Genomic DNA, 19,600 nt, shown 5'->3' with positions numbered 1-19,600 from the left:
TTCTAGTCAACCTTAAATTTAGGAGCAATAACAATGACTGCTGACCCTAACAACACTGATACTTCTGTAGAAGTACAAATTATCCCGCAAACGACAAATCAAATAACTCCCCAAACAAATGAACTTGTCGAAACTGAAATGGCTGGGGAAAGTGACGATCTCAAAAACGAAACAAAAGCTTTGATTGATGCACTCAAAAAACGCGCCCAAGCCGAAGCTCAATCCGCAGGAACACTGACACGCGAGGCTTATCTCAACGCTGTACGTCGAGCGCGAGAAACGATTGAAGGCAATCAACTGATTGAGCGCGATCGCATCGAATACTCTTTCTCTTTGATTCAGAAGGAAGCAGAGAAAAACTGGCACTCTGTTGTTAAAGAAGTTGCTGAATTAGGCGATCGCTTAGCAGATGCTGCCAAAGCGGCTTGGGAGGTGCTGACGGCTCCTCGTCCGCGTTAGTTGATAGGTATTGTCTTTTTGAGAGTGCTGGGATAAGTGTTTCCAGCACTTTTTTATTTTTGTTAGCAAATCTTACCTAATCGATGTGCGCGATCGCTTTGGAGATAACTACAGTCACATGTCAACAGACCAAACTTGCTCAATGCTAGAACTTACACGGGATATTTATATCTGTTGCGTGCAGCACGCGGTAAAGCTCTGGCTTGGAAGGCGGTTAGCTTTCGCGTCGATTCAATTTAAGAAAATATTTAGAGATTTTTTAAATTTGCTGACTTGCGATCGAGTTGGTGGTAAGTTAGCAGTTGGTTTATTAAAAATAAAAAAGCGATTTGTACTCTTTACTACAAGACGCAAAACAGTTACGCTAGAAGCGCTCTAACTGAAGTTCAGTATGCTGGCAGTAAAGGAGTGAGTAGCGATCGCGCTATGAGCGTTTTGTTACTGCTTACAATGAGTGTCATTGGTTTGCGCAGTTTAGGAGACAAAAAATGCCAGCAGCAGTTGGTATGGTTGAAGTAAAGGGACTTCCCCCTGCTTTAGCAGTAGCAGATGCCATGGTAAAAGCTGCTCGTGTAACCTTAGTTGGTTATGAAAAAGTCAGCAGTGCTCGATATACGATTATTGTGCGAGGGGATGTTGCGGAAGTACAAACCTCGGTTGCTGCCGGAGTTGATTCGGTAAGGCAAGTTAATACAGAAGAAGAGTTATTACTTTCCTATCATGTAATTGCTCGTCCGCACGAAAATGTCGAAACTGTACTACCGATTGACTACAGACAATCCGTGGAGCAGTTCCGCGTTTAGTTCTTAACAAGTACGATGCCTGGTGTCTCAATCATCATACCTACTTTGAATGAAGAAAGTTGTTTAGAACGTACTTTACGCAACCTTAGTTTGTTAAAACCTCCGGCGCAGGAAGTGATAGTTGTTGATGGTGGGAGTGAAGATCGAACAATTACGATCGCGCAACAAGCTGGTGTAAAAATTATTCATTCGCAGTTGTCAGGGCGATCGCTGCAAATGAATCAAGGTGCAGCTGCAGCAACAGGAGAAATCTTGTGTTTTTTACACGCCGATACTTTAGTTCCCGATGATGCGATCGCCGCGATCGAGCAAACTCTAACAGATAAGAGTATTGCTGGCGGTGGTTTTATTTCTTTAATGGTAGGAACACAAACAACACGTTGGGGAATTTCTTTACATAACTATCTCAAAACTTACTATGCTCCTCTCCTCTTTCGACCGCATCTTTTTTTAAAAGGACTGCGGTTACTTTTTGGCGATCAGGTTATGTTTTGCCGTCGCGCTGACTTTTGGAATTGTGGCGGGTTTGATAATCAGCTTCCTATTTTAGAAGAAGCCGATTTATGCTTAAAGCTCGTACGCTATGGGCGACTGCGTCAAGTCAATCGCGTCGTTCAAACCTCAGATAGACGAGTAGCGCGGTGGGGTTCGCTCAAGGCAACAGCAATTTACGTTTACATTGGTTTTTTGTGGGGCTTTGGTGTTTCCGCAGCTTATTTGAAGCAGTTCTATGAAGATGTTCGTTAGTCGCATGCAAGCGTAAAATCTAATTTAGTTTAAAAGTTTATATTAAGGTTATGCAGGGTGATTGTAATGCAATGGAAGAATGTCATTAAATTTTTACTTGGTATCAGTTTAGCTGTACTTATTTTGGTTAGTGGCGGCGTAGCAGTAGCTTTGTACTTTCTACATCGAGTAACAACTCCTCCCCCTAAACCAATTTTTGCTAATGATACTGCGCAGGTGAAAGCACGAGGTTCCTCTTCTACTTCTACGACACCTACAGCTACTACAGCAACGTCGTCAAATACTACGACAACTACAACGACACAGTCTTCGACCCCTCTAACTCCAGGAGCATATAGGGCAAGAGTAACATGGGCGCAAGGCTTGAGCGTGCGCTCGGAACCAAACGCCGATGCAGAGCGGATTGCTGGAGTTGGTTATAACGAAGAACTTACCGTGTTAGAAACAAGTTCTGATAAAAATTGGCAAAAAATTCGCTTAGAAAATAGCGAACAAGAAGGTTGGGTGAAAGCAGGTAACGTAGAACGAATTGAAGAATAGTAAATTTGACTTGTTTCTTCTTGTTCACTGCATGAATTTACAAAGGTAATAAAGCTCTTTGACAAGAAGGACATACCGCATGAATTGTCAATTGACAGTCCAGTAAGTGATATCCTTCTTTCTGGGCTGTTTTTGTTCCAATTTTTAAAATCGAATCGTTTTTAAACTCAATAGTTTTGTTGCAACGAACGCAAATTAGGTGATGATGATGATAGGGGTATGGCTGGTTTAGCTCATAGTGCTTATGTCCTTCGCCTAATTCCAATTCACGGAGGATACCCATCCGCGCCATTAGTTTTAGCGTCCGGTAAATTGTAGATAAACTAATGCCTTCTCCTTGAGCTTCTAAGTGGTGATACAAATCTTCTGCACTAAGATGTTCGCCTTTGGGAAGCTCTTGAAAAACGTGTAAAATAGTTTCTCGCTGGGGAGTTAAACGCCAACCACGATCGTTGAGTTCCGCCTTGAGCGAGGTAGCTGTATAGACAGTCATGGCAACCTTCTCAACAAAGCATATTTATTGATAATTATAAGAAAAATTCGCAGTAATTGTCAACAAGACCAAGCTATTGCAAATGATTTCCAATAGAAAGTTGCGAATACTTTAGACTCAACTAGTGGAATAGCAAGGGCACGAGCAGTCATGCCCTAAGCAGCAAAGTTTTAGCTTAAAGTCTCTAGATAGTCGCGGACTTGGTTGCGGCGCTTAGGTTGGCGCAGCTTCTGTAAAGCTTTTGATTCAATCTGACGTACGCGTTCGCGAGATAAGTCTAAGGCGCGTCCAATCTCGGCTAGCGAGTAAGAATGACCATCTCCTAAGCCAAAGCGCATCAAAATCACATCGCGCTCGCGGTCGGTTAAATCTGCAAGTAAATGCTGTAAATCGCGTTGTAGAGCTTCTCGCATTAAGACTTCTTCTGGGGAAATACTATCTGTCTCGAGTAACTCTCCAAGTTCTGTATCTTTTTCCTTGCCGACTTTGGTTTCTAAAGATACCGAGCGCGGAACTCGCAGCAGCACTTCTCTGACTTGCGGTGGTGTCATTTCTAACTCTGCCGCAATATCGTCAATGGTTGGTGTACGACCTTTTTCTTGCGAGATTTTGCGCTGCGCCTTCTTGATTTTATTGAGTTTTTCTGTTATGTGAACGGGTAGGCGAATCGTCCGACTTTGGGTAGCGATCGCGCGCGTAATACCCTGACGAATCCACCAGTACGCATAAGTGCTAAATCGATAACCTTTGGTGGGATCGAACTTGTCTACGGCTCTTTCTAACCCAAGCGTTCCTTCTTGTACGAGGTCGAGTAGCTCTAAACCTCGATTTTGATATTTTTTCGCAACTGACACAACGAGGCGTAAATTCGCCTTAATCATGTGTTCTTTGGCGCGGTTGCCTTCGCTTTGGATTTGCTCTAACTCCTGCACAGTTAAGCCGGTGATTTCAGCCCAACGCCGTTTACCTTTAACAAGCAAAGGTTTAAGTTCTGACACTTCTATGCCTGCGCAACTCGCCCAACGCTCTAAAGAAGGGCGATGTCCTAGTTCAGAGGTTAACCGCTCCTGAACTTCCATCAGTCGTTCGTAGGGAACCATAATTTCGTCCCCATTTTTGGCTGCCTTTGCGCGTAGTTCTACCAAGCGTATGTAACGCTGCACTTTCTGAGCTTCGGAAACTTCTTCGTCACGCCCCAAAAGATGTACTCGACCGATTTCTTGTAGATACAAGCGTACTAAATCGGTGGTGCGACGATTAACGTTGGGCTGCGAGTTAGCAGCATCGTTAGACTCCATATCGAAGTCAATCAAATCTCCCTCTACTAAATCAGCTTCATTGGGCTCATGCTGAAAATCTTGAGAGGATTGCTCTTCGTAAGCTGTATAGGCGTAAAAAGATGTTGCTGGCATAGGGGTCGTTTCAATCGCTCCAGGTGATTGTTAGGGTGCGTAAGCTACTTCCTGTTGCTATTGTTCCCGCTATCTAAGATGGAATAACAGGTTTGAGAGTTCCATTAACTAAATCTTTAAGTAGTTATTTTTTGTTTTTTTTGCTACTAACTTTTCAGTGAAATACTTAAAAGAGCCGAGAAAACATGGTTGATAAATTGCGATCTAGTATAATTTGGAACAACTTAGTACTTAAAAATAGCAAACTTGTAGCTACTAGAGACAACGAATTATAAAAGTATTGCAGGCAAAATAGCTGTGACTTCAGTCAAAGGCTAAGTTAATCTACAGCCGTACGATGTCGATTTCCTAAGTATTGCGCTTGATTATTCTACGAAAAAGCAAGTTTTTTAGGATTGCTGCATATCAAGCAAAAAAAGAGGGACGACAGATGATGAGTCGTCCCTGTTAAGTCTAATTTTAAGCAGAATCAGCTAATTTCCTGTTATGCCGTAACAGATTGCTTCTCAGGTACATCAGTGTACTCAGCGACAATTTGGCGAAACTCTTCGCCGTCAATCGTTTCTTTTTCGATAAGTAGATCGACTAAGCGATCGACAACGGCACGATTCTCGCGGATGATGTTTTTGGCGTTTTCGTAACACTCTTCCACAATAGCGCGGACTTGAGCATCGATTCTGGAGGCGATCGCTTCGGAGTATTCGGAGCGAGTCATCCAATCACGACCTAAAAAGACTTCTCCACTTTGACTTTCTAACGACAGTGGACCGAGATCGGACATCCCAAAGCGAGTGACCATTTGACGTGCCATTGCACTAATTTGCTGTAAATCCCCACCTGCACCTGTGGTAATCTCTGCTGCGCCAAAGATAATATCCTCAGCTGCTCTACCACCTAATGCACCAGTGATTCTTGCTTTCAGCTGTGCGCGCGAGATTAACCCTTGATCTTCACTTGGAGTAAACCACGTCAATCCTTGTGCTTGTCCGCGTGGAATTAGCGTGACTTTCTGTACTGGGTCGTGGTCTTTGAGTACGGTACCGATTAAAGCGTGACCAATCTCATGGTAAGCAATGAGTCGTTTGCTCTTGCTGTCTACAAGTGGCGTTCCTTCCATTCCGGCGACAACGCGGTCGATCGCATCATCAATTTCCAACAACGTGATTGCCTCTTTGCGTCGGCGTGCGGTCAAGATCGCCGCTTCGTTGAGCAAGTTGGCTAAATCTGCGCCGGTAAATCCTGGTGTTCGCCGTGCTACCGCCTCTAATGACACACTTGGGTCGAGCTTTTTGTTGCGGGCATGAACTTTGAGAATTTCTTGACGTCCTTTAATATCGGGAGCATCGACAATCACTTGCCGGTCAAATCGACCAGGACGCAGAAGTGCTGCATCGAGAACGTCCGGGCGGTTGGTTGCGGCAATAATAATGATGCCTGTGTTGCCTTCAAAGCCGTCCATCTCGGTGAGTAACTGGTTGAGCGTTTGCTCGCGCTCGTCGTTTCCGCCACCAATTCCCGCGCCGCGTTGTCTTCCTACGGCGTCGATTTCGTCGATGAAGATCAAGCACGGTGCGTTGTCTTTCGCTTTTTTGAATAAGTCGCGCACGCGCGAAGCACCAACACCGACAAACATTTCGACAAATTCGCTACCAGAAATGCTGAAGAATGGCACTCCGGCTTCACCGGCGATCGCTTTGGCTAACAGAGTTTTTCCGGTTCCTGGCGGTCCTACTAGTAAGACTCCTTTAGGAATACGCGCCCCTACCGCTGTGAAGCGTTCGGGTTGCTTGAGGAAGGTGACAACTTCTTGGAGTTCTTCTTTCGCTTCTTCAATTCCAGCAACATCATCAAACTTCACGCCCGTTTTCGCTTCCATCTGAAATCGAGCGCGGGATTTACCAAAGTTCATTGCTTGTCCTGGTCCTCCTGGAATATTGCTCGAACGTCGGAACAAGAAGAACAAACCACCAATTAATAAGATTGGAAAGATTAAGTTACCGAGTAGCCCCCAAATTGCTCCATCATTACGAAGTGGATGAGAATCGAAGCTGATGTTGGCATCTCTGAGCTTAGAAATCAGTTCAGGAGCGTTGTAAGGTAAATCTACCCGTAGACGTTGAATGCGGTTGTCTAATTCTGGGTCAACAGCTTCGACAATGGCGGTGCGACCACCTTCATACAGGTCTACACTCGTGACACGACCAGAATCTAGGTAATCTAAGAAGCGACCATAAGTCATGCGGGTACTGGCTGTGTTCTTACTCATGTCTGTAGGTGCGGAAGCAAACGCTCCTTGCCAAAAGAAGAAGCCAATTACCAGCGCAGGCAATGTCCACAGTAAGAGTACTCTCCAAGAAAGTTTCATCAGTTAGTTGCCTTTTGATGCATATACAACAGTTCAGCTATAGCAGGGGTCAGAGGTTGGAGGTCAAAGGTCAGGGTTAAAACAGGGGCAAGGTAATGCCGATCCTAATTCTGAGCCTCGATAGTGTCCTAACCATATTGACTATTGCTACAAAAATAGAGCTTTTAAGCGATTTTTTTAACTTTTCTACCGTTGATCCCCAGTCCTTTAATGAGTTAACTGACAAGATTAACTACAGGAAGGAGTGGTTAAAGCTAGTGGTAATCTTAATTAAATGTAACGTAATTTTAATTCTTTGGACTAGACTCCGGAAGTATGATGCTTCACTAGCACTGGAGCTCGAAGTTTTGCGCCGGTATGATAAAAGAAAGATGTAAAGAAATGTAAAGGCGCGTATGCAAGATAAAGTTGTTGTCGTTGTTGGTGCGACTGGGGGTATTGGTTCAGCCTTAAGCCACAAGCTAGCGCGTCAAGGCGCACAGTTGGTGCTAGCAGCAAGAAATAGTAATAAGCTATCGCATCTAGTAGAGCAACTCGATGCAGGTGCAGGGCAAGCTTTAACAGTGCCTACGGATATTACAGATCGACAGCAGGTCGATAGCTTGATGGAGAAAACCATGGCGCAGTTTGGTCGAATCGATGCTTTAGTCAATGCTGCGGGTGCGGGGGTAATGAAGCCTTATGGAAACTTGGAACCTGCTGATTTAGAAGCAATGCTTGATGTCAACCTCAAAGGTAGCTTTTATACGAGTCAAGCGGCTGCTGAATTCATGCAAGAGCAGAAATCAGGACACATTTGTAATGTTGTTGGTATTTTAGGGAAGCATTCGATGCCGATGGCAGCAGCATATTGTGCTTCTAAGTACGCGGTTGTTGGGTTTAGCAAGTGCATGGCGGAAGAGTTAAAGCGATTTGGCGTAAAATTCACGTTATTCTACTTTGGTGGGGTCAATTCTCCATTTTGGGATAACGTACAGTTGAAGGTAGATCGCAAAAAAATGCTGAGTACGGAAACAGCAGCGGCGGCGATCGCGTACGCACTATCGGCTGAACCGCAAGCTGTACCCATGGAAATTAACATTCAGCCTGAAAGTCATTTGTTCTTCTAATCAATGAAGGAGGATTCTTGCTTAAGAGTGACCTGCAAATCCAGCCAATTTAGGCAAAATTTACACACAGGTAACCTGTTGTGCTGGATTTTTGGAGGATATGAGGATCGATCGCGTTCACTTTTATGTAGAAGATGCCCAAGCATCGCGTAACTGGTTTGTTCAACATTTAGGTTTTCAATCAGTCAGGCGTGGCGTCAATGAACACACTCGCACGGAAGTTGTCAAAAGTGGCTCCGTGCACTTTATCCTATCTTCGCCACTGACGCCCCAAAGCCCTGTTGCATCGTATTTACAGCAGCATCCACCTGGTGTTGCTGATGTGACCTTTGGTGTTGAAGATCTTGAAGCCGTCTTACAGCAGGCGATCGCCCATGATGCGAAAGTTTTGCAACCTATTCAATACGACAATAAAGTTAAAACTGCCAAAATTGCGGGGTGGGGATCGCTATCACATACTTTGATTGAGTATTCAGAGTATGCTGACTTTTCATTATCAACAGCAGAATGGCGATCGCCTTTGAGCTTTACGGGTATCGACCACATCGTTTTGAATGTAGCCGCAGGTGATTTGGAGCGGGCTGTAAAGTGGTACCAAAATACTTTGGGTTTTCAAACGAAGCAGTCGTTTAATATTCAAACTGAGCGATCGGGTTTACACAGCCAAGTTTTGGTGTCGCGCGATCGCCAAGTGCAACTACCAATCAACGAACCTGCTTCCGCAAATTCTCAAATTCAAGAGTTTTTGGATGTTAATCGCGGACCTGGTATTCAACACATTGCTTTACAAACAGCGAACATCGTGCCAAGTGTGGCGAAATTTCGCGATTGGGGATTGTCGTTTCTTCCAGTTCCTGCGAGTTATTATACTCAGCTGCAAGAACGGCACAAACTGCCTTTATCAATGGAGGAACTTCAGGAGATTGCGCAGCATCAAATTTTGGTTGATTGGCAAGATGCTAGTCCTGATGCTTTGCTTTTGCAAATCTTCACGCAACCCATTTTCGGCGAACCTACTTTTTTCTTTGAGTTAATCGAGCGCCGATTGCAAGCCCCTGGGTTTGGTGAAGGCAATTTTCGGGCGTTATTTGAAGCAATTGAGCGCGAACAAATTAAACGCGGCAGTATGTAAAAAATGCTCTTAGATTAATAATCTTAAACACACACATTAAATATTTAAAACGCAATTGTACCAAATCTTAGTTAATGTGTAAATAAAGTTTACACTAATTACTAATGTTAAGATTAATCACTGATTTTGATGGTCCTATTATTGATGTATCAGAAAGATACTATCAAGTTTACAAACTCTGCTTGGAGAAGACGCGACGTCGAGAGCAGCAAGTAAAAGAACTTACTAAAGCCGAATTTTGGAAGTTAAAAAGGGCGCGAATTTCCGAGAAAAAAATCGGGATAATTTCCGGTTTAGATGAATTGCAGGCGCAGGAATTTGCCCAGCTACGACGCGAAACTGTTCATACGCAACCTTATTTTGAGTACGATCGCCTTGCTGCTGGTGCTGTCGCTGCTTTAGAGGAAGTACAACGCGCGGGGATAGATTTGGCAGTTATGACAATGCGGCGCGTCCGCGAGCTAGAATTCGCGTTTGAACAATACGATCTCGGTCGATTTTTCCCGAAGAATCGGTGTTATTGCTTAAGTAACGATTATGTCAAAACGCGCGATGTTGATGATAAACCGTTACTTATGGAGCGCGCACTCGTTGAACTTCCCCCCGCCTATGAGACATGGATGGTGGGAGATACGGAAGCCGATATTATCACTGCGAAAAAGCATGGTGTCAAAGTTATGGCTGTGTTGTGCGGCATTCGCGATCGCGCACAATTGGAAAAGTACCAGCCTGACTTAATCGTTAATAACTTGCAAGAAGCAGTCAATATCTTATTGTATGAGTTTCTCCCCCAAGTCGGTTAGTGATAATGGGGTTGAGGAAATTTTAACTTCCTTAGCCCCAACAATCCTAGCGAAGAAAGCTACTTATTACCCACAACAGAACAAAGGTCAGCACGGTGGAGAATTGTTCTACAGATACTCCTACACTGCTAAGCTGGGATAAAAGTACGCTACCGATAATTCCACCAACGATAAGTCCAATAATTAACCCGATTGCCGTTAGCAGTACGGCTCTACCAAACCTTTTCTCTTTGCGGTATAAGAAGAAGAAACTTGCTCCTACGCCAGCAATCAAGGCGAGTTGTAAAGCTTGAACGCTTGCTGTTGTCGCAAGAATACTTAAAGCACTTAATCCTGCAAATATAATGCCAGGTACTGCGATATCAGTTATGCTTGGCTGGTCAATCAGCCGTTGTATCCATTCTGGTGATTTCTTAGTAGGTGCTGGTTTTTCTTGGGGAGGAGCTTGCGAAAGTCGTTCGGCAAACCGAATGCCCTCAGGCACTTTGATTTTACCTTCTTGACGCATCCGCAACCGTTCCATCAGAATGGCATCGTAAGCAGCTTCGACTACTTCTAGATGCTTAGAGTCGCCACTGTACTGTTGCAGAAGGCGATTGCGAGCCTCTTGAATTTCATCGAACGTAGCGTCTTCGGTTACCCCAAGCTTTTCGTAGTAATTTTGATCGCCCATGTTGACTTAATCGCAGGAGCAGCCAGTGGAGGAGAACATTTAGGTCGTGTTGGTCGAGTTGACTACCAACAAACGATTACCAATACTCAATTTAGCACAACCTGAATCCGAGTTAGAGAAACGATTAATAATTTATCACGGCGTTATATACATTAAAAAGCAATAGTAGAATTGCGGAAGACGCTTGGCATTAATAGCTTATAAGCTGATAATTGTTTAAGCATTGTAGTTCTTGTTGCCGAATTGCGCGATCGCGTTCTTTGCGTATCTGAAGAAGTTCCTTTTGTTTGTTGTACAAAGTGATGACTATGGCTCTTGCCAAGATTCTTGTCGTTGATGACGATCCTGCCATCCGTAATTTAATCCAACGCTTTTTATCAAGCAAGAACTATCAGGTGGAGTCTGCCGAAGATGGCAAGACTGCACTTGCGGCTTTTGAGCAATTTAATCCTGACTTAGTGATTCTCGATGTCAATTTACCAGATGTTCTTGGCTATACGCTTTGCCAAGATATGCAAAATCGCACTAAGGTTTTTGTCTTGATGCTGACAAGTCGGGCGGATGAAGCTGATAAAATTCGGGGGTTTGCTCAAGGTGCGGATGACTATCTCACTAAGCCCTTCAGTTTAAGTGAATTAGAAGTGCGAGTGGCTGCTATTTTAAAGCGTCAGCGAGTTGTCACCGCGGCAGAAAAACAGCGCTTGACGTTTGAAAAGCTGGTGATCGATCCCGAACGAAGAGAAGTGACACTTAATAACCAACTCATTCCTTTAACTGCGCTAGAGTTTGACTTGTTGCGTTTTTTAGCCAGTCATCCAGGGCGAGTTTGGCGACGTGCGGAACTGATTCAAGAAGTTTGGGATTACGACTACGTGGGCGATCAAAGAGTTGTTGACGTGCATATTGGTCAAATTCGCAAGAAAATTGAAATTGATGCAACTCAACCGATTTTGATTCAAACTGTGCGTGGCGTTGGTTATAAGTTCGAGGCTCCGAATCTACCAGAGCAGAATAATTCTCAATAGCCTGTGTCTGTAATTTATATCTTTAGCGAGCGGCTGCCGTATTTATATTTTCAGGGAAGGCAGCCGCAATTTATTACGCGCAGTTGTCGCTTTAAATTCGCAATGATCAAGACAGCTAGGTACTATAGCAGTTGACCCCTACTATAAGATGCACTTACTCTAGCCACAGTGATGAAATAAGCTTTCGAGGTACACTCTAGCCGCACGGCGATCGCCGTTACCATTCTGAAGCAGAAATAGCGATAGCGCAGCCGTGAATACACGGTCTTGGTCCCAGGTAGGATGACTTTCTAAGTAGTTTTTGAGTGATTCGTGTAGTTCTTCAGGAATTTCAGTCAGGATACTAACTGTAGCGCTCATTGAGAATCTCCCTAAGTAAAGGTAAAGAGTGAAAAGGACTGGTAGTGGCTGGAATACGGTGCAACTTCTGTTTTCCCCACTGCTTTTGTGTTGTTGGGTTAGGTGCATTATTGTCCGGCAAGAATCACTGCCACGTCAATGCTGCGAAATATTACAAGAAGCTTTATGCAAAAAAAATATTTACGTAATAATCAGCTTTTGATACCATTTTTTTTTGCATATCTTTACATGATATCCGTGTTGTTTCAGGATATAGCAAGCGCGCGCAAAATCCACAGATCGGCTATCAAACGATTATTTAACGTCATTACCTGTGGAAAACTTGGCTGTCTCTGTGGAAAAACTAGGATTAACCTGTGGAAACAGTGGGGAATGTGTGGGGAAAAGTTACGACAAAAATAAGAATTGCAAAGAATTTAGAGTGAAGAAGGCAAAAGGCAGAAGTATGAATGCAGCAGCTTTTTGGGAGACAATGAGTTATGACGCAGTATTTAGAGTCGGTCGCATAGGACAAAAAATACACGTTTGTTGATACATAATTTAGAGACTGCATACTATCAAGGCATGAGGATTTATTTCTGGAGCGTAAAAGCCTTCTGCCCTATACCTTTCTTGAGTAAAATCCCGACGATACGGTGTACCTGAGTTAACTGGGGGAACCTTTTTTTGTAGCTTGTTGAATCAGAATTTGAATTGCCAAACCGATTAAGCCTAAGGCGACTAGACCAAAAATTCCAGTTCCTAACGCCGTGATTCCGACTACTAACGTACGCACAGCGGAGGCGATATTGATAACTGCTGGATTATCTGAATGGATGGGCTTAGTGGCAAAAGTTTGGGCGATCGCACTTGTTAGTGAGTAAAGCGCGATCGCGAGTCCTCCAGAAATGAGAGATCCCGTTAAGCAACGTAGTGGGGTGGGAGTGGTGTTTGTCGTTTCCGTCTTATCTGGGTTGTTCATAGTTTTTTACTTAGTACTAGTAGCGATTTGAATACCTGTACTACAAGTTTGTGCTAACCACAATTCCAAATCAGGATCGGGAATTGCTTGTCTAACGTACTGCTGCACTTTTTCTGCTTGTTCGCGCGACTCACACAAAGCAAATACTGTAGGACCTGAACCAGACATCATCGCGCCTAATCCACCAGCTTCTTGGAACACGTGGCGTAGCTGTGCAACTTGGGGGTATTCTGGTAACACGACACGCTCTAAATCATTGTGAAGCTTTTGAGCAATTTGCACGCCATCTTTACGAGCGATCGCTTTAACAATTGGTCCTGAGTGGACAGCGGCGGCGCGTGAAGTGAGGCTGTGGGTATCAGTTAAGTAAGAATCGCCGAATTGCTGTCGATAAGTTTGGTAAGCCCACGCTGTGGAAACGGCAAGACTGCGATATTTTCCTAAAACGACGTACAAGTTATCTAGGTTGGGTAATTGTGAAAGTTCGTTACCTCTACCTGTGGCGATCGCGGTTCCACCTGCAATACAAAAGGGAACGTCTGACCCGAGTTTTCCTGCAAGTTCTTCGAGTTCAGATTGCGTTAATCCTAGTTCCCACAATAAATCGATTCCGACTAATACCGCAGCGGCGTTTGTCGATCCTCCAGCTAATCCTGCGGCGACGGGAATTTGTTTATTGATTGTAATTTCAACTCCGCCATATTGCGCAAAAGCATCGGGAAATTGGTTTGTCATTAATGCTGCGGCTTTGTACGCTAAGTTACTTTTATCGGTGGGAACTTGGGGGTGTTCGCAACGGATGCGGATTGTGTCGGTACTTGCAGCGCGGATATCGATTTGATCGGCGAGACTGATGCTTTGGAGGATCATTGCCAATTCGTGATATCCATCGGGGCGATCGCCGATGATTTCTAAATATAAGTTAATTTTGGCGGGTGCAATGAGTGAGTAGGAATGCATTTTTTGGGGACGAACCACTAAGGGCACAAAGGACGCAAAGGGAAGATTTTAGGTTAGGATGACGATACTTCTAGTTGATTACTTAGGGATATCCATTGGGTAACGCTGAGGTCTTCAGCGCGCGCTTGGGGGTTAATTTCTAAATTTTCTAGTAATTTGGTGAGGCGATCGCGTTCGACGATTGCTTTCAAATTATTTCGTAACATTTTGCGCTTGGCACCAAAACCGAGTTGGATTAGTGTTTCGAGATGATGCGGATTGAGTGGGGGTGATTGTAATTGTCGCGGACGCAATCGCACGACGGCGGAATCTACTTTTGGTGGTGGGTAAAAGCTTTTGGCGCTGACGTGGTAGATGAATTCACATTCGGCTAAGTATTGGACGCGGACAGATAGTGCGCCGAAGGTTTTTGACCCTGGTTTAGCGTATAAGCGATCGGCAACTTCTTTTTGGACGAGGAGTACGATTGAGTTGAAGGGGTGAGGATTGGGGTTCGCAATTGTTCCAAGTAGTTTTTCTAAAATTGGTCCAGTGATATTGTAGGGGATGTTTGCGACGACTTTATTGGGTGATTGAAAGTTAGGAAAAGGAGTTAACAAAGTAGTTAAATCTATTTCAAGAAAGTCGCCTTGTAGGAGTAAGAAGTTTTCAATATTTCCCAGCTTTTTAGCTAATAATGCACACAAATCAGGGTCAATTTCGACAGCGACAACTGATTCAGCTAGCGGTAACAGGCGACGCGTTAATACTCCGGTTCCAGGTCCGATTTCGAGGATGCGATCGCGCGGTGTGAGTTCGGCGGCGGCGATGATTTGGTTGAGGGCTTTTTCATTTTTGAGCCAATGCTGCGCAAAGACCCTGCGCGGTTTTACCATCTATAGTTCTCTTTCTACTTGATATTTAAGCCTTCTTATCAATGCTGTTTCTTAGTTTTTGCTTACTTTTTTATCCTGCTATTTGCTTAAGCTTATATTGACTCTACGATCAATGTATGTTACGTATCTAGCTTAGCAGTTTACCTAGTTGGTGTTTGATCAGTAATTCCCTCAAAGATTTCACTTCAGCTTTGAGAACAGCATTTTCGACTTCTAATTCATCTACCCTTGCTTTTAGTGCTTCTTGAGTATTCGCTTTTTGAATCACAATTTCTTTATAAATTTCTAAGTTTGTATCCTCATTGATCCATCTTTGATAGGTCTTCGTATGCTCTTGTACAGTATGACCCATATAATCAGCCATAGTTTTTATGGGAATACGCAAGCGATGTCCGCGTAAAGCATAGGCGTGACGTAAATCGTAGGGTTTAAAATTTATATGAGTCGTTCTAAATCGAATGTGAATCTTAGCAGTTTGATTATTTAAAGTTCCACCTGTATGGGGAAACTTGACGTTTTTTAAATCAAATAACTCAACCCAATGAGGGTGTAACGGTGGAATTCCACACATACGTTCGCCTGTTTTTGTACCACCTGTAAGACTCGGATCGAGTGTGACTAAATGAAATATATTTGAGGGAGTCGTAAAAGCCTCAAGGTCTATCGCAAATAATTCATGAGGTCTTAAACCGTAGGTAGCTAACATACCATATACCCATTGCCACTGTTGGGGTTGCGTTAAATTTTCTTTACTGGCGTAGGGTGATAAAGGAGTTCCTATTGTGTCAAAACCTTGAACGATTTCTTCATCAGTAGGGATTTTGCGAAGACTAGGTGATGGTTGGGGAGTCGTGTATGAATCAATAAGTTTACTCCCATCAACACCGCAAAAATCACAAAACTTTTTGAGTTGCCAAGCTAAATAAAATCTTGTTGATGTATGAGGTGGAACTGATTCTAAAGCTTGTGCTAAAGCATTTTGAGTTAAGGGAACATCTTGAGGAAGTTTTTTGAGATGGCGCAAATAATGCGTTTCCCAAGTACGGAATCCTTGGCGATTTTTCTCGTGAGTTTTCCAAAATTCTCGCTCGTATTCTTGGATTAATTCGCTAATCGGCTTTGCGGTATTATATGGTAGTGCAATCTTCTGAGATTGCTTACCTAAGAGTTCTGGTGTCCATTGAAATTGCTTTGTCATCAACAAAAGATCCAATTCTCGTGCTTTAGCAACAGCGGTTTTGACACCAGCATCACTTGCAGGAAACCCAAGTGAAATTGTGTATTGCTTAGTAGAACTTCCATTTTTACCAATGTCGCCAGGTTTACAGGGGAAAGTACCTTGTAAGCCAATTGATTTAGCTGTCGTTAGTTTGAGTTTAACTTTGACTCGATCGATACTTAATGCTGTATTTGCTTGAGCGATCGCATACTTGATCCTGAGATATTCGCGTTCGATTTTCGCCGCCTCATTCTTCCCCGCATTCGGTTTCCACTGCTTCCACTCAGATGGATTCCATTTGTCAATAGAAACACCATTCCATGTGGCTTGACGCGGATCGTAATTAGATTGCTGGCTTGCCATAAATCAATTGAGTGCAGTTGCCTATGTTTTCCTAAACTGCATCAAGATTACAATTTTATCCTGCATGAGTTGCGATCGCGTTTGTACTATAACTGAGTTAAAATCTCATCTTCAGTGGCATAGTCGAATAACTCCCATCCTGTCCATTGAGTCATTTCTGGTGGTGAGTTAGTGCGTTCCCAATCGATCGTTTGTTTCAGCGCTTCCTCTTGAGTGACAACCTCTCTATAACCGAGTTCTTGACGAATTCGTGTTGTATCAGCAAACCAAGCTTGTTCGGTATTAAAAGGTAAATTCCAATTCGCTGGTAAATGCTGTTTGGGAACAGATATAACTTTACCTTGCCAGCCAGCAGCTTTTCCAATTCGATTGAGGCGTTCGGCTTCAGAAACAGGTAAATCTGCCACATGATAGATGCGCCCTGTAGCTTGGGGGTTTGTAACTGCTAGTGCGATCGCATATGCGACATTCTCTACATAACCATAACAACCGCGCCATTGCGCAAAATTTTCTGGTAGTAAAATTGCAGGACGATTTTCATCCATTCGCTTTAAATAAGGAAACAAGCGGTGCAATGGATCTTTTGGTCCGTAGACCATTGGTAAGCGGATAATTGTACCAGGTAAATCAGCATCACTCATCACAACTCGTTCAACAAGAATCTTTTCATAATCCGCTGGAGCGTTGAGCGCTCTTTGTGGTATGTCCTTAAAAGGATAGAGTTGCTGACGTAGTGGCGAATCTTCAGTAAGCGGTACGGGAACAATATCTGATTCTTTTCCTAAAAGGACGTTGTAGGCGCGGTATACATCCATGCTACTAATCGCAACAACACGCTGGGCAATACCTTTAAATGCCTTCATTGTTATCAACGCATCTTGCTCAGTGTAGGCAATCATGTCTAAAACTACATCAGGAGATAAATACTGCAACTCACTTTTCATTTCAGGAAGTTGAGTGCGATCGCCTTTAATTTCCTTTACTGCTATAGGTAACTCAGCTACAGTTTTTCCTCGATGAAATATAGTAACCTCATGACCTATTGCATGAAGTCGATTTACTACTGAAAGACCAATAAAATTGGTTCCTCCTATAATTAAAATTTTCATAGTTTTGTAATAATACTGTCGATTAAGCCGTAAGTTTTTGCTTCTTCAGCACTCAGGAACAAATTTCTATTTAAATCGATTTCAATTTGCTTTTGAGTCTGACCAGTATTTTCAGCAAGAATTTGATTCAGTGCCTCTTTAAGATATAAAATCTCTTGAGCAGCTACCTCAATATCAGTTGCTTTTCCTTCAGTATTTCCTGATGGTTGCTGTAATTGGATTCGGGCGTGTGGTAAAGCATATCTTTTACTCTTAGTTCCAGAAGACAGTAAAAAAGCGCCCATTGCAGCAGCAGTACCAACACAGACTGTACAAATATCTGTCCGAATTTGTTTCATTGCATCGAAAACTGTCATTGCTGCGGTTGATAAACCACCAGAAGAGTTGATAAATAAGGAAATGTCTTTTTCTGGATCTTCAGCATCGAGAAATAGTAGTTGTGCAACAATTAAGTTAGCTGCTTCCTCTGTTAATTCACCCTTTAAAAAAACAATTCTTTCAGCAAGCAACCGTGAGTAAATATCGAAGGACTGCTGATTTTGGGGAAAAGGTTGAATTACTGGGATGCTTAGCGGTATGGGAGTATTCATTGCAGTTATCGAAAAAATGTTCTATCCCAGAGTTAATGTCTAGATTAGTAGCAGTTATAGGCAGTTTCTTTAAGAAAGTGTAAGATTAGGGGATTGTGAAACTAAAACTTCCCTAAGTTTGTAATTGAGTAAATATTCCCACTTACCACTAAAATAGGAATTAAGTAGAATACTGCCTAATTGTTGAGGTTGGTTAGAAAACCACACGCGATCGCTTACTACAATTGGATGTGTTAGCTGTGCTTGCCGAGTTTGAGTATGACGTGTAGGTTGACTAAGGGCGATCGCATCCTCTTGATATCCGCGATGTTCTAGATGCAGTTGCGTACCACCATCAACAGGTATCAGCTTCCAAGTCACAATTGAGGGAGATTCTATCAAGTTGTCTTGCCAAGAATAAGCGAGTTCGTAGGGTTCTCTGAGTTTTAGTACTTCGCAGTGAATAACCTCGTTTAATCCTGGTAGTTGCGACTGAAAGCAAAACTTGTGTCCTAAATGTGGTTCAAAGTCATTTTCCATTAACCATTTTGCTAATGAAGAACGATTGGCGATCGCCTTCCATACTTTTTCTGGCGGATACGGATAGAAAGCTTCTAGTTTTACAACTCGGAACATGACTCCTCCAGATATTCACCGAGGTTATCGAGTTTCGCTTGCCAAAACTGTTCGTAGTGCGAAACCCAATTTTTCACTTGTTGCAATGGTTCGGGATTGAGTTTATATATTCGCTGACGCCCTTCCCGCCGTTGCGTAACTAAACCCGCCTCACACAAAATCTGTAAATGCTGCGAAATTGCTGGTAAAGACATCGCAAAAGGTTCTGCAAGTTGTTTTACAGGTTGTTCTCCATCCCGCAGGCGATCTAAAATTGCCCGACGTGTCGGATCGGCGATCGCATAAAAAATATCTCCTCGCATGAAAAACGCAAATACTTAAGTAAATGCTTAACTATTTTTAGGATATATAAGTAATCGCTTAAATGTCAAGTTTTAGAAACCGCAGGACAATTTTTGATATACCACCGCCACGGTAAATCGACTCCTTGCGTAATTCCAATGCGCGTCGTTTGCACAAAGCTGATAGTTTGAGCGTCAAGCTGTTGTTGAAAGTCTAGAGAACGATGTTCTAACCACAGTGGTTCGCCTGGTTGAAGCAGTACAGCATTTAAGCTACGATCGATCTGTAAAGATAAACACAATTTACCAGGTCCAGCCGCAATTCGGTGCGGTTTTGGCGATGATACTTCTGGTGGTAAAGACTCTAGTTGTAAAGCACGAATTAAAACGGCACTCGGAACACCATCCGTATCGGTGACGACATTGAAACAGTGGTAAATTCCATAGATAAGATAAACATAACTTCTTCCAGCAGATCCAAAGAGTACTGCGTTGCGTTCGGTGCGTCGTCGGTACGCATGAAACGCCGGATCGCCGACAGCATAAGCTTCAGTTTCGACAATTAAGCCTCGCAGGATTTGTCCATCAGGCAATTTGCGGACAAGCGTACAGCCGAGTAAGTCTGGTGCAACTTCAGTAGATGGACGCTCTAACCAAGAAGGTTCTACAATCTGATTGAGTGTCGTTGAATTTACGCAATTCATAG

The 19,600-nt window shown here is 43.3% G+C and carries 22 protein-coding genes; 8 read left to right on the top strand and 14 right to left on the bottom strand.

Annotation, left to right across the window (positions count from 1 at the left end; translation table 11 throughout):
• Window positions 1-33 precede the first annotated feature (33 nt).
• From B1A85_RS09360 to B1A85_RS09340, 4 genes are all read left to right on the top strand, one after another.
• The gene (locus tag B1A85_RS09360; RefSeq protein WP_210404334.1) at window positions 34-459 is read left to right on the top strand and encodes a hypothetical protein; all 426 of its coding nucleotides are present in this window, start codon (window positions 34-36) and stop codon (window positions 457-459) included.
• Window positions 460-947: 488 nt separating this feature from the next.
• Complete coding sequence (locus tag B1A85_RS09350) at window positions 948-1,262, top strand: carbon dioxide-concentrating mechanism protein CcmK (protein ID WP_104546632.1); 315 nt, start codon at window positions 948-950, stop codon at window positions 1,260-1,262.
• Window positions 1,263-1,277: 15 nt separating this feature from the next.
• The gene (locus B1A85_RS09345; RefSeq protein ID WP_104546631.1) at window positions 1,278-2,009 is read left to right on the top strand and encodes a TIGR04283 family arsenosugar biosynthesis glycosyltransferase; all 732 of its coding nucleotides are present in this window, start codon (window positions 1,278-1,280) and stop codon (window positions 2,007-2,009) included.
• A 66-nt stretch (window positions 2,010-2,075) separates the two neighbouring features.
• The gene (locus B1A85_RS09340) at window positions 2,076-2,549 is read left to right on the top strand and encodes an SH3 domain-containing protein (protein ID WP_104546630.1); all 474 of its coding nucleotides are present in this window, start codon (window positions 2,076-2,078) and stop codon (window positions 2,547-2,549) included.
• Window positions 2,550-2,586: 37 nt separating this feature from the next.
• Here B1A85_RS09340 and B1A85_RS09335 read toward each other — a convergent pair whose 3' ends face one another.
• The 3 genes from B1A85_RS09335 to ftsH2 form a co-directional block, all read right to left on the bottom strand.
• Window positions 2,587-3,042: a Fur family transcriptional regulator gene (locus tag B1A85_RS09335; RefSeq protein WP_104546629.1), complete on the bottom strand. Its 456-nt coding sequence runs from the start codon at window positions 3,040-3,042 to the stop codon at window positions 2,587-2,589.
• 170 nt (window positions 3,043-3,212) lie between these two features.
• Window positions 3,213-4,454, bottom strand: a complete 1,242-nt coding sequence (sigC, locus tag B1A85_RS09330) for an RNA polymerase sigma factor SigC (protein WP_104546628.1) — start codon at window positions 4,452-4,454, stop codon at window positions 3,213-3,215.
• Between the two features lie 484 nt (window positions 4,455-4,938).
• Window positions 4,939-6,819 carry an ATP-dependent zinc metalloprotease FtsH2 gene (ftsH2, locus tag B1A85_RS09325; RefSeq protein WP_104546627.1) on the bottom strand — a complete coding sequence of 627 codons (1,881 nt, stop codon included), beginning with the start codon at window positions 6,817-6,819 and terminating at the stop codon, window positions 4,939-4,941.
• 395 nt (window positions 6,820-7,214) lie between these two features.
• Here ftsH2 and B1A85_RS09315 point away from each other — a divergent pair, with 395 nt between their 5' ends.
• From B1A85_RS09315 to B1A85_RS09305, 3 genes are all read left to right on the top strand, one after another.
• Entirely contained in the window at window positions 7,215-7,928 is a 714-nt protein-coding gene (locus tag B1A85_RS09315; protein WP_104546625.1) for an SDR family oxidoreductase, read from the top strand.
• A 100-nt stretch (window positions 7,929-8,028) separates the two neighbouring features.
• The gene (gene hppD, locus B1A85_RS09310; RefSeq protein ID WP_104546624.1) at window positions 8,029-9,060 is read left to right on the top strand and encodes a 4-hydroxyphenylpyruvate dioxygenase; all 1,032 of its coding nucleotides are present in this window, start codon (window positions 8,029-8,031) and stop codon (window positions 9,058-9,060) included.
• Between the two features lie 104 nt (window positions 9,061-9,164).
• Window positions 9,165-9,863, top strand: coding sequence for an HAD family hydrolase (locus B1A85_RS09305; RefSeq protein ID WP_104546623.1), 699 nt, complete (start codon window positions 9,165-9,167; stop codon window positions 9,861-9,863).
• 46 nt (window positions 9,864-9,909) lie between these two features.
• Here the strand turns inward: B1A85_RS09305 and B1A85_RS09300 are convergent, their stop codons facing one another.
• On the bottom strand, window positions 9,910-10,536 hold the full coding sequence (locus B1A85_RS09300) for a CPP1-like family protein (protein ID WP_104546622.1): 627 nt from the start codon (window positions 10,534-10,536) through the stop codon (window positions 9,910-9,912).
• Window positions 10,537-10,844: 308 nt separating this feature from the next.
• Between B1A85_RS09300 and B1A85_RS09295 the strand changes: the two genes are divergently transcribed.
• On the top strand, window positions 10,845-11,561 hold the full coding sequence (locus B1A85_RS09295) for a response regulator transcription factor (protein WP_104546621.1): 717 nt from the start codon (window positions 10,845-10,847) through the stop codon (window positions 11,559-11,561).
• 159 nt (window positions 11,562-11,720) lie between these two features.
• On the opposite strand, the gene B1A85_RS09290 is transcribed toward B1A85_RS09295, so the two are convergent.
• The 10 genes from B1A85_RS09290 to B1A85_RS09240 form a co-directional block, all read right to left on the bottom strand.
• Window positions 11,721-11,921 (bottom strand): DUF2811 domain-containing protein, encoded by a 201-nt coding sequence (locus B1A85_RS09290; protein ID WP_104546620.1) that lies wholly within the window; start codon window positions 11,919-11,921, stop codon window positions 11,721-11,723.
• Between the two features lie 646 nt (window positions 11,922-12,567).
• A complete protein-coding gene (locus B1A85_RS09280) occupies window positions 12,568-12,882 on the bottom strand; it encodes a DUF3082 domain-containing protein (RefSeq protein ID WP_104546618.1) in 315 nt (104 codons plus the stop codon).
• Window positions 12,883-12,888: 6 nt separating this feature from the next.
• Window positions 12,889-13,842: a 4-(cytidine 5'-diphospho)-2-C-methyl-D-erythritol kinase gene (gene ispE, locus B1A85_RS09275; RefSeq protein ID WP_104546617.1), complete on the bottom strand. Its 954-nt coding sequence runs from the start codon at window positions 13,840-13,842 to the stop codon at window positions 12,889-12,891.
• Between the two features lie 53 nt (window positions 13,843-13,895).
• Window positions 13,896-14,717, bottom strand: a complete 822-nt coding sequence (rsmA, locus tag B1A85_RS09270; protein WP_104546616.1) for a 16S rRNA (adenine(1518)-N(6)/adenine(1519)-N(6))-dimethyltransferase RsmA — start codon at window positions 14,715-14,717, stop codon at window positions 13,896-13,898.
• Between the two features lie 127 nt (window positions 14,718-14,844).
• Entirely contained in the window at window positions 14,845-16,299 is a 1,455-nt protein-coding gene (locus B1A85_RS09265) for an integrase (RefSeq protein ID WP_104546615.1), read from the bottom strand.
• Between the two features lie 86 nt (window positions 16,300-16,385).
• Window positions 16,386-17,408 (bottom strand): NAD-dependent epimerase/dehydratase family protein, encoded by a 1,023-nt coding sequence (locus B1A85_RS09260; RefSeq protein ID WP_104546614.1) that lies wholly within the window; start codon window positions 17,406-17,408, stop codon window positions 16,386-16,388.
• Window positions 17,405-17,998 (bottom strand): ATP-dependent Clp protease proteolytic subunit, encoded by a 594-nt coding sequence (locus B1A85_RS09255; RefSeq protein WP_104546613.1) that lies wholly within the window; start codon window positions 17,996-17,998, stop codon window positions 17,405-17,407. The genes B1A85_RS09260 and B1A85_RS09255 overlap by 4 nt, the downstream gene beginning before the upstream one ends.
• Before the next feature lie 69 nt (window positions 17,999-18,067).
• Window positions 18,068-18,613, bottom strand: coding sequence for an SRPBCC domain-containing protein (locus B1A85_RS09250; RefSeq protein WP_104546612.1), 546 nt, complete (start codon window positions 18,611-18,613; stop codon window positions 18,068-18,070).
• Window positions 18,598-18,915 carry a helix-turn-helix transcriptional regulator gene (locus B1A85_RS09245; protein WP_104546611.1) on the bottom strand — a complete coding sequence of 106 codons (318 nt, stop codon included), beginning with the start codon at window positions 18,913-18,915 and terminating at the stop codon, window positions 18,598-18,600. The genes B1A85_RS09250 and B1A85_RS09245 overlap by 16 nt, the downstream gene beginning before the upstream one ends.
• A gap of 65 nt (window positions 18,916-18,980) precedes the next feature.
• The gene (locus tag B1A85_RS09240; protein WP_104546610.1) at window positions 18,981-19,598 is read right to left on the bottom strand and encodes a DNA-3-methyladenine glycosylase; all 618 of its coding nucleotides are present in this window, start codon (window positions 19,596-19,598) and stop codon (window positions 18,981-18,983) included.
• Between the last annotated feature and the right edge of the window lie 2 nt (window positions 19,599-19,600).

It is taken from the genome of Chroococcidiopsis sp. TS-821 (assembly GCF_002939305.1).
Taxonomy (GTDB): Bacteria; Cyanobacteriota; Cyanobacteriia; order Cyanobacteriales; family Chroococcidiopsidaceae; genus Chroogloeocystis.
Note: the sequence above shows the minus strand (reverse complement) of the source record. Positions and strands in the feature narration are given on the sequence as shown.